Here is a 9,687-nt window from a genome sequence, read left to right on the forward strand (position 1 = left end):
CGCAGGACGGACGGGAGGCGCGGTGCCAGCCGGCACTGCGCCTCCCGTCCGTCAGGTGCTCACCGCATCAGGCGGGCACGGCCGGCCCCACCGGCCACCGCAGCAACGCCGCCGCCGCGACCCCGCCCGGCAGCGACGCCGCGTTGACGAGCACGAGCTCCGCGTCCGTCAGCACCGCCGCACGCACGAGCGCGCACACCGCCGGCACCGCTCCGATGACGGGCGTCCCGGCAGCCTGTTCCGGCGCCGTCGCCACCCACGGGGCACCGGCGAGCGCGAGGAGCGTCCGCTCCCCGACCGCCACGGCGTCGAGCGCGACGACCGATCCCTGCGCCTGCTGCAGCGCCCCGACGACTGCTCCGAGCCCGGTCACCGCGAGGTTGTCGCCCCGACCGACGTGGGTGCGGAGCAGGTCCTCGAGGTCGTGGCGTCGGGTGGCGACGACCCGGGCGAGCGCGGTCTCGACGTGCTCGACGAACGCCTGCTTCGACGAGGCGTCGGCGCGGGGGTCGCCCGGGAAGACGGAGGTCAGCGCACGGGTCTCCGAGGACAGCGCCTTCACGAGGAGCTCCCGCGCGGTGACGTCCCCGGCGACCACGACGAGTCCGGGTCGGAGTGTCCGGACGGCCTCGTCCACGGCGGCGGCGGTCTCCGACGAGTTCTGCTTCCAGATCTCCTCGGTGTGCTGCTGCCAGTGCGGCTGCTTCCACCCGGTCCCGGCCTTGGCGTAGTGCAGGGTGTCGTTGCGCCCCTGGACCTGCTGCTCACCGCCGGTCGCGTCGAGCGGCGCGTGGCCGAGTCGGTAGGCACGGAAGGCTCCACCCTCCTTGCCGGCGTGCACCACCAGGAACGGCAGGTCGACGGGCCGGTGGGCGACGAGCGGCACGAGGTCGGGGACGGCACCGACGCCGACCGACTCCGCGCCGTGCAGGTGCCCGGGCAGGACCTCGCTCAGCACGATTGCACCGTCGTGGACCAGCACGTACCGGGTGACGGGCGAGGGGATGCCGGGTTCCTGCTCGAACTCGCCGGCGACGAGGTCGACCACGTCGTCGGTCGCACCCTGCGCACGCAGGGCCTCCTCGACCACACGCAGCTTCAGTGCCGCCTGCCGTCGGGGGTCCTCCACGTTGCCGGAGACGTCGGCGTACGCCCAGGCCCAGGTCCCACCGCCCTCCAGCCGCTGTCCCAGGATCCCGTGCAGTTCGCTCGTCGCGTTGGTCGACGTCATGGCAGCTCCTCTCGACGGATGCCGGGGCTGTCACGGACCCCGACGTTTCGTGTTGGCCCACACTCCACCCCGGCGGGGCACGGTGTTCCACGTCCGGAGGGAACGTCCAGAGTCTTCGTGAAAGTACAGCTGCGCTCGGTTTTGTGGTTGGGTTGGAGGCATCCCGCTCGACGACGAACCGGAGTCCCGGCAATGACGCCTCCACCGAACCGACGGCCCATCTCCCGACGACAACTGCTGGGCTTCGGCCTCGGCGCGGCCGCGACCGGACTGCTCGCCGGCTGCGCGGTGCCGGGCTCGACCAACGTGAACAAGGCGGCGCTGATCCCCGCCGCCGCGAGCGGGCAGAAGGTCGAACTGACCTACTGGGCCTGGCTCAAGGACCTGCAGAAGGTCTGCGACGTCTGGAACAAGACGCACCCGGACATCCAGGTGACCGCGAACTGGATCCCGGGCGGCAACAGCGGCGGGTACCAGAAGATGTACTCCGCGCTCGCGGCCGGTGGTGGCCCGGACATCGGGCAGGTCGAGCTCCGTCAGATCCCCGAGTTCATGCTCGCCAACGGCCTGGTCGACCTCGCCCGCTACGGCGCGAAGGACTTCGAGTCGAAGTACGACGACGCCGCCTGGGCGCAGGTCTCGTTCGTGGACGGCATCTACGGCATCCCCCAGGACACCGGCCCCATGGGCTTCTACTACCAGACGGCGCTCCTGGAGCAGGCCGGCGGCGAACCCCCGACGACGTGGGACGAGTGGCGCGACCTCGCCGAGAAGGTCCGGAAGACCGGGGCGCAGAACTACCTCGAGGTCTTCCCGGTCTCGGACGCCTCCCCCTTCGCCGCGTACGCGCAGCAGGCCGGCGCCCGGTGGTTCAAGGTCGACGGCGACGAGTGGGTCGTCGACATGACCGACGAGAAGACCCTGATGGTCGCCGAGTTCTTCGACGGCGTGATCGACGACAAGCTCGTCGACACGAGCGCCGGCGCGTACTCCCCGGGCTGGTACGCCTCGGCTGCGAGCGGCAAGATCGCGGCCGTCACGAGCGCGAGCTGGGGCGACGCCCTCATCGAGTCCGTCCAGGGTGGCGAGGGCAAGTGGAAGGTCGCACCCATGCAGAAGTGGGGCGACACCGGGTTCGGGTCGAGCGCGATCGGCGGTTCGACGGCTGCGGTGCTCGCCAACGCGAAGCACCCGAAGGAAGCGCTCGAGTTCATCACGTGGATGACCACCTCGAAGGAGGGCATCGACGCGATGATCAAGTACTGCGGCATCGGGTGGTCGCCCGCGAAGGACTACATCGGGGCCCAGCGCGAGCAGCCGAGCAAGTGGTTCTCCGGGCAGAACTACAATGAGGACGTCTTCGTCCCCGCCGCCCAGGAGCAGAACGTCGAGTGGTCCTGGTCGCCCGTGACGCAGTCGGCGTTCACGAGTCTGCAGAACCAGTTCCGCCGCAAGCTCACGAGTGGGCTGAAGCTCACCGACGCGGTGGAGCTCGCCCAGAAGGAGATCGTCCAGTCCTTCAAGGACAAGGGCCTCAGCGTGAGGACGGCACGATGACCACGACGCAGCCGAAGAACGGCTTCCGCACGAGCACGAAGGCCACGGTCGCCCAGAAGCGCGCCCCGTGGATCCTGCTCGCACCCTTCCTCGCCCTGTTCGTGCTGACGTTCATCATCCCGATCATCAGCGCGCTGTTCCAGTCGTTCACGACCGTCGACCGCGAGGGGCTGTTCGGCGAGGACGGCGTCGTCGGCAGGTTCGCCGGGTTCGACAACTACGCGATCGCCCTGCAGGACGCCGGCTTCGTCGCCTCGATCGGCCGCATGCTGCTGTTCGGCATCGTGCAGGTCCCGGTGATGATCATCGCCTGCACGATCCTCGCGCTGCTGCTCGAGTCGGCGAGCGCCCGCTGGCCGGGCTTCTTCCGTGCGATCTACTTCATGCCGTACGGCGTCCCCGGCGTCATCGCGACGATCCTGTGGTCGTTCCTGTACGTGCCGGGCCTGTCGCCGATCGTGTCGCTGCTGCAGGGGATCGGGCTCCAACCGGACTTCCTCGGCGCGAACAGCGTGCTCTGGTCGATCGCGAACATCGTCACGTGGACGTACACCGGCTACAACATGCTCATCATCGTGGCGCAGCTGAAGTCCATCCCCGGCGAGGTCTACGAGGCCGCCAAGGTCGACGGCGCGAACGCGTTCCAGGTCGCGTGGCGGATCCAGATCCCGCTCATCGCGCCGGCACTCGTGCTCACGACGGTGTTCTCGATCATCGGCACGCTGCAGCTCTTCGCGGAGCCGCAGATCCTGTCCACGGTCGCCCCCGCGATCGACACCGAGTACACGCCGAACTACGCCGCCTACACGAACGCGTTCGCGTTCAACGAGTACGGCGTTGCGAGTGCGCAGGCGGTCATCATCGCGCTGGCAGCGTTCATCCTGTCGTTCGCGTTCCTCGCGTTGACGAACCGTCCGCCGAAGGACGAGCGGGATCGCCGCAAGCGGGCGAAGCGGGACGGCCAGGAGGCGCGGGCCGCGCTCCAGACGCGCGTCGCGTCGGCCGGGACGGTCACCACCCAGGCCGCACCGCACCTCCAGGGCCGCTCCGGTCCGGACCACGGCACCACCGTCACGAAGGGGGCGGACGCATGAGCAGCGAAGCCATCGAAGCGCCGGCCACCGCGAAGACCGCGGTCCCGGTGGACACCACGTCGATCTCGGCGCACCAGCGCCGCAAGCTCGACCGCTCCGGCAAGTCGCAGATCGTGGTGACGGGCATCCTCGTCATCGTCGCGATCTACTTCCTCGTCCCGCTGTACTGGGTGATCATCGCCGCGACGAAGACCACCGGCGCACTGTTCGCCACGAACGGGTTCTGGTTCGGCGGCGACTTCGCGCTGTTCAGCAACCTCCAGCAGGTGTTCACGTACGACGGCGGCATCTTCGTCCGCTGGATCGCGAACAGCATCCTGTACTCGGGCGTCGGCGCCGTCCTCGCGACGTACTTCGCCGCGGCGGGTGGCTACGCGCTCGCGAAGTACGAGTTCCGGGGTCGGCAGCTCGTGTTCGGCACGATCCTCGGCGGCGTGCTCGTGCCGGGGACGGCGACGGCCCTGCCGCTGTTCCTGCTGTTCTCGACGCTGGGACTGACCGACACGTACTGGAGCGTGCTCATCCCGAGCCTCGTCTCGCCGTTCGGCCTGTTCCTCTGCCGGGTGTACGCCGCGGCGTCGGTGGACACGGCGCTCCTCGAGCAGGCACGCATCGACGGGGCCGGCGAGCTCCGGATCTTCCACACGATCGTGCTCCGGCAGATGACGCCGGCACTCGTCACCGTGTTCCTGTTCCAGGTCGTCGGCATCTGGAACAACTTCTTCCTGCCGCTCATCATGCTGGCCGACCAGAAGCTGTACCCGATCACACTGGGACTCAACAACTGGCGCTCGCAGGTGGACCGGCTGCCGGAGTTCTACCAGCTCACCACCGGCGGGGTGCTCGTCTCGGTCATCCCGCTCGTCATCGCCATCATCGTCCTGCAGCGCTTCTGGCGCGGGGGCCTCACGGAAGGATCGGTCAAGGGTTGACCATCGCCGCACTCTCCTCCACCGCCCCCGGTTCGGACACCCGGCTGGCCCCACGGGCCTGGCTGCACACGGACGCTCCCGCCCTGTCGTTGGACGGGGAATGGGACTTCCGGTGGTCGCCCGTCGCGGACGTCCCGGAACCGGGGCCGGAGGACGAGTGGGGCACCATCCCGGTGCCGGCGCACTGGGTGCTGCACGGGCACGGCGCGCCGAGCTACACGAACCTGCAGTACCCGTTCCCGATCGACCCGCCGCACCCGCCGGAGGAGAACCCGACCGGCGACTACCGCCGCACCTTCGACCTCCCGTCGTCCTTCGACGCCGCGGCCCGGGTGCTGCTCCGGTTCGACGGGGTGGAGTCGCACTTCCGGGTGTGGGTGAACGGCGTCGTCATCGGATGGTCGACCGGGTCGCGGCTCGCGACGGAGTTCGACGTCACGTCCGTGCTGCGACCGGGGTCGAACGAGGTCCGCGTCCGCGTGCACCAGTGGTCGGCGGCCTCGTACCTCGAGGACCAGGACCAGTGGTGGCTGCCCGGGATCTTCCGCGACGTCACGCTGCTGGCGCGGCCGACCGCCCCGATCGACGACGTGTTCGTGCAGGCCGGCTGGACAGCCGTGCTCGGGAGTGCGGCGAGCGCCGGGACAGCGGCGTCCGGCCGACCGTCGACCGGCACGGGGACGATCTCGTTCCCGACCGTCGATGCTGCGTTCCCGGTGCGCTTCACGGTGCCCGCGCTCGGCGTCGACGTCTCGTGGGCGTCCGCCGACGAGGTCGGACCGATCACCGTCGAGGGTGTCGAGCCGTGGAGCGCCGAGCTCCCGACGCTGTACGACGCGACGCTGTCCACCGGGACCGCAGCCGGTGGGAGCGCCGGTGGTGAGACCGTGTCGCTGCGGCTCGGCTTCCGCACCGTGTCGATCGAGGGCGATCGGTTCCTGGTGAACGGCGAGCGCGTGGTGTTCCACGGCGTGAACCGGCACGAGACCCATCCCGTGCGTGGTCGGGTGTTCGACGAGGAACACGCACGCGCGGACATGGCGCTCATGAAGCGGAACAACGTCAACGCCATCCGGACGTCGCACTACCCGCCCCACCCCCGCGTGCTCGACCTCGCCGACGAGATGGGCTTCTGGGTGATCCTGGAGTGCGACCTCGAGACGCACGGGTTCATCTTCACCGGCTGGGTCGGCAACCCGTCGGACGACCCGGCCTGGCGCGACGCGTACCTCGACCGCATCGCGCGGACCGTCGAGCGCGACAAGAACCACGCGTCGATCGTGATGTGGTCGCTCGGCAACGAGTCCGGGACCGGCCGCAACCTCGCCGCGATGTCGCAGTGGGTGCACGAGCGCGACGACGAACGTCCGGTCCACTACGAGGGCGACTACACGGGTGCCTACACCGACGTGTACTCGCGCATGTACCCGTCGCTGCAGGAGACCGAGTCGATCGGCGGCGGTCCGGCAACGCCCCTGCTCGGCTGCGGCCCGGCCGAGGCGGCTCGCCAGCGGTCGAAGCCGTTCATCCACTGCGAGTACGTGCACGCGATGGGCAACGGACCCGGCCAGATCGCCGAGTACGAGGCCCTCGTGGACAAGTACCCGCGGCTGCACGGCGGGTTCGTGTGGGAGTGGCGGGACCACGGGCTGCTCGCGCACACCCTCGACGGACGGCCCTACTACGCGTACGGCGGCGACTTCCACGAGGTCGTCCACGACGGCAACTTCGTGATGGACGGCCTGGTGCTGCCCGACGACACCCCGACGCCGGGGCTGGCGGAGTTCGCGGCCGTCGTGGCGCCGATCCGGCTGTCCGCGTCGGACACCACCGTGCTCATCGAGAACCGGTACCACTCGGCCTCGACCGCGGGACTGCGGTTCCACTGGACGCTGTCCCGGAACGGTGTGGTGGAGCACGAGGGCCGGTTCGCGCCGGGCGTCGTCACGGCGCGGTCCTCGGCCACGGTGCCGGTGCCGGACGAGGTGCTCGAGGCCGCGGCCGCGGCGCTCGCACCCGGTGACGAGCTGTGGTTCGACGTCACGGCGGAACTGGCGGGGCCGACCTCGTGGGCGGACACCGGCCACGTCCTGGCACGGACCCAGACGCTCGTCGCATCGCGCGAGACGGACGTGCCACGGGCCTCCGGTCAGGGGTGGGACGGCGACCGACTCGGGGACGGGACGTTCTCGGCCCGCGGTGACCTGGTGTCCTGGAAGGGGCACGAGGTGGCCGGGCCGCGACTCGAGCTGTGGCGCGCACCGACCGACAACGACAGCCTGGCGTCGCAGGGCGGGTACGAGACGGCCGAGCCGGTGCTGACGCACGGCGTGGGCGACCCGGACGCTCCCCCGTCGGCCACACGCTGGCGGGAACGTGGGTTGGACCGGCTCACGCACCGGCTCGTGTCGGTGTCGCGGACGGACACCGGGCTCGAGCAGCGGGTCCGCGTCGCGGCGGCGAACAGCGGGTGGGGCGTCGACGTCACGCACCGCTGGACCCTGACCGACGCCGGGCTGCTGCTGCAGACCGACGCGGTGCCGTTAGGCGCGTGGAACGTCACGTGGCCACGGATCGGGGTGCGGTTCGACCTGCCAGCGTCCCTGGCCGACTCGGACGCGTCGTGGTTCGGCACGGGGCCGCTCGAGTCGTACGCGGACTCGTCGCACGCCGCCCGCGTCGGACGCTTCTCGGCACCGGTGCGGTCGCTCGGCGTCGAGTACTCGATGCCGCAGGAGACCGGGCACCGGCCGTCGCTGCGCGAGCTGTCGGTCGGGCCGTTCACCGTGTCGACCGTCGGCTCGCACCGTGCGGGGTTCACCCTGTCGCCGTGGACCGCGCAGCAGATCGGTCGCGCGATGCACCCCTACGAGCTGCCGGTGTCGGAGCACCTGTACCTGTACCTCGACGCCGCGCAGCACGGCCTGGGGTCGCGTGCGTGCGGCCTCGACGTGCTGCCGGAGCACCAGCTCTGGCCGCAGGCGTTCTCGTGGAGCGTCGTGCTCGGCTGAGCGCAGCCCGGAAGTCGTATATCTGATACATATTCCTTGCGCCTGCGTCGGGCGTCCGGAAGGGTCTTCTCCACCAGCAGAGAGGACCCCATGCACAGCACTCCCAGGCGCGCCGTCGCGAGCGCCGCCCTGACCGCCCTCGTGGTGGTCGGCGGCGGCCTCGCGACCGCGGTCGCCACGACGTCCCCCGCGCACGCGGTCGCGCCGTTCCCGGTCACCGACCCCTTCGTCGGACTGCCGATCGGCACGACGATGCCCGCCGGCTGGACCCGGATCGCGACGGACGACGGACAGGGAGCGATCGTCGACCACGGCGCCGCCGAACGGTGGCTGCGGCTGACCGACGACACGAAGCGGGTGAGTTCCGCCGTCTACAACGAGTCGCCCTACGACTCCAGCCACGGCCTGACGGTCGAGTTCGACCAGCGGATGTGGAGCACGACGGACACCGGGTACGCCGACGGGATCGGGTTCTTCCTGCAGGACGCCGCCGTCCCGCTCGACGCGATCGGGCCCGTCGGTGCCGGCCTCGGCTACCACGACGGCACCCGCCCCTGCGAGGAAGGCCTCGACGGCGGGGTCGTCGGGATCGGGTTCGACCGGTTCGGCAACTTCGCGCGTCCCGACGTCGTCCCGAACGCGATCACCGTCCGGGGTCCGGAGCGCGAGTGCTACCCGGTCCTCGCGACCACCGGGGACCTCGGCGACGGGTTCCTCGAAGACCGCGAGACCACGGCCGAGGCGGCCACGCACCGCCACGTGCAGATCGATCTCCTGCCGACCGACGCCGGCGGGATCCGGGTGCTCGTCGCCATGTCCGAGCCGACCGACCCCGGCGCCGACGCGGGCGAGCTGCGCGAGGTCGTCAGCGCCGACCTCCCCGCCACGGCGCTGCCGGAACAGGTGCGGTTCGGCTTCAGCGCATCGACCGGTGGCCGGACGCAGTTCCACGAGATCCGGAACCTGCGGGCGACGCAGCCGACCGACGTCGTCACGACCGCCCACACGCTGACGAACGCGCCGGTCACCCCCGGCGAGGACGTCACGTTCGAGCTACGGTCGGTGAACGACGGGCCGGCGACGATCGGCGGAGCGGTCGACGCCGTCGCGCGCACGGTGGCGGTGACCGAGGGACTGCCGCTGACGGACGTCCGGTGGACGTGCCGTGCTGAGGCCGGGGCGACGTGCGGCGCCGCGGCGGGACAGGGTGCGGTCGCCGCCGACTGGTCGGGCCCGCCCGGCGGTGCCGTCACGATCACGGTGCGGGGGACGGTGCCGGTGACGACCCGCTCGGGCCTCCACACGATGCCCGTCGAGAGCGTCACGGACTTCACGACCGACCGCCTCGACGCAGCCCGCCCCGCGATCGCGCTCGACGGTTCGGTGACCGACGTCGACCTGTCGAACAACGCCGACCGGACCGCGTTCGAGGTCGTCCTGCCCGAGGCCGTCGCGGTCGACGACGAGGGCACGACGAAGCAGGGCGAGCCGGTGACGATCGACGTCCTCGGCAACGACCCGCTCGACGGGAGCTCGGCGGACCCGGACTCGCTGCGCTTGAGCGGCGACGGGATCGAGGGGGCGGAGCTCTCGGCGGACGGCAAGCGGCTCCGGGTCCCCGGCGAGGGCGTCTGGACGGTCGAGGGCGTGCAGGTGACGTTCACCCCGGAGTCGTCGTTCTCCGGACCGGCGACGGCGGTGCGGTACCAGGTGACAACGCACGCGGGGCAGACCGTGGTGGCGGTCGTCCGGGTCGTCGTGGAGCCCGTCGAGTCGGTGGTCGTACCGCCGACGCCGGGCCCGGGCGCGGGCTCGGGCGGCGGCGCGGGCTCCGGCTCGGGCGGCGGCGCGGGTGCCGGCTC

At 71.0% G+C, this 9,687-nt stretch carries 6 protein-coding genes; 5 read left to right on the forward strand and 1 reads right to left on the reverse strand.

What is annotated here, in order from left to right:
- Positions 1 to 67 precede the first annotated feature (67 nt).
- Positions 68 to 1,231, reverse strand: coding sequence for a Vms1/Ankzf1 family peptidyl-tRNA hydrolase (locus HWD93_RS06730; RefSeq protein ID WP_261646406.1), 1,164 nt, complete (start codon positions 1,229 to 1,231; stop codon positions 68 to 70).
- Positions 1,232 to 1,423: 192 nt separating this feature from the next.
- Between HWD93_RS06730 and HWD93_RS06735 the strand changes: the two genes are divergently transcribed.
- From HWD93_RS06735 to HWD93_RS06755, 5 genes are all read left to right on the forward strand, one after another.
- The gene (locus HWD93_RS06735; RefSeq protein ID WP_070417094.1) at positions 1,424 to 2,788 is read left to right on the forward strand and encodes an extracellular solute-binding protein; all 1,365 of its coding nucleotides are present in this window, start codon (positions 1,424 to 1,426) and stop codon (positions 2,786 to 2,788) included.
- Positions 2,785 to 3,882: a carbohydrate ABC transporter permease gene (locus tag HWD93_RS06740; protein WP_261646407.1), complete on the forward strand. Its 1,098-nt coding sequence runs from the start codon at positions 2,785 to 2,787 to the stop codon at positions 3,880 to 3,882. Before HWD93_RS06735 ends, HWD93_RS06740 begins: the two co-directional genes overlap by 4 nt.
- Positions 3,879 to 4,814, forward strand: coding sequence for a carbohydrate ABC transporter permease (locus tag HWD93_RS06745; RefSeq protein WP_092384698.1), 936 nt, complete (start codon positions 3,879 to 3,881; stop codon positions 4,812 to 4,814). Before HWD93_RS06740 ends, HWD93_RS06745 begins: the two co-directional genes overlap by 4 nt.
- A complete protein-coding gene (locus HWD93_RS06750; protein WP_261646408.1) occupies positions 4,811 to 7,825 on the forward strand; it encodes a glycoside hydrolase family 2 TIM barrel-domain containing protein in 3,015 nt (1,004 codons plus the stop codon). Before HWD93_RS06745 ends, HWD93_RS06750 begins: the two co-directional genes overlap by 4 nt.
- Positions 7,826 to 7,915: 90 nt before the next feature.
- On the forward strand, positions 7,916 to 9,687 hold a 1,772-nt coding region (locus HWD93_RS06755), incomplete at its 3' end, for an Ig-like domain-containing protein (RefSeq protein ID WP_374115146.1).

This window comes from Curtobacterium sp. C2H10 (genome assembly GCF_025407985.1).
Classification (GTDB): Bacteria; Actinomycetota; Actinomycetes; order Actinomycetales; family Microbacteriaceae; genus Curtobacterium.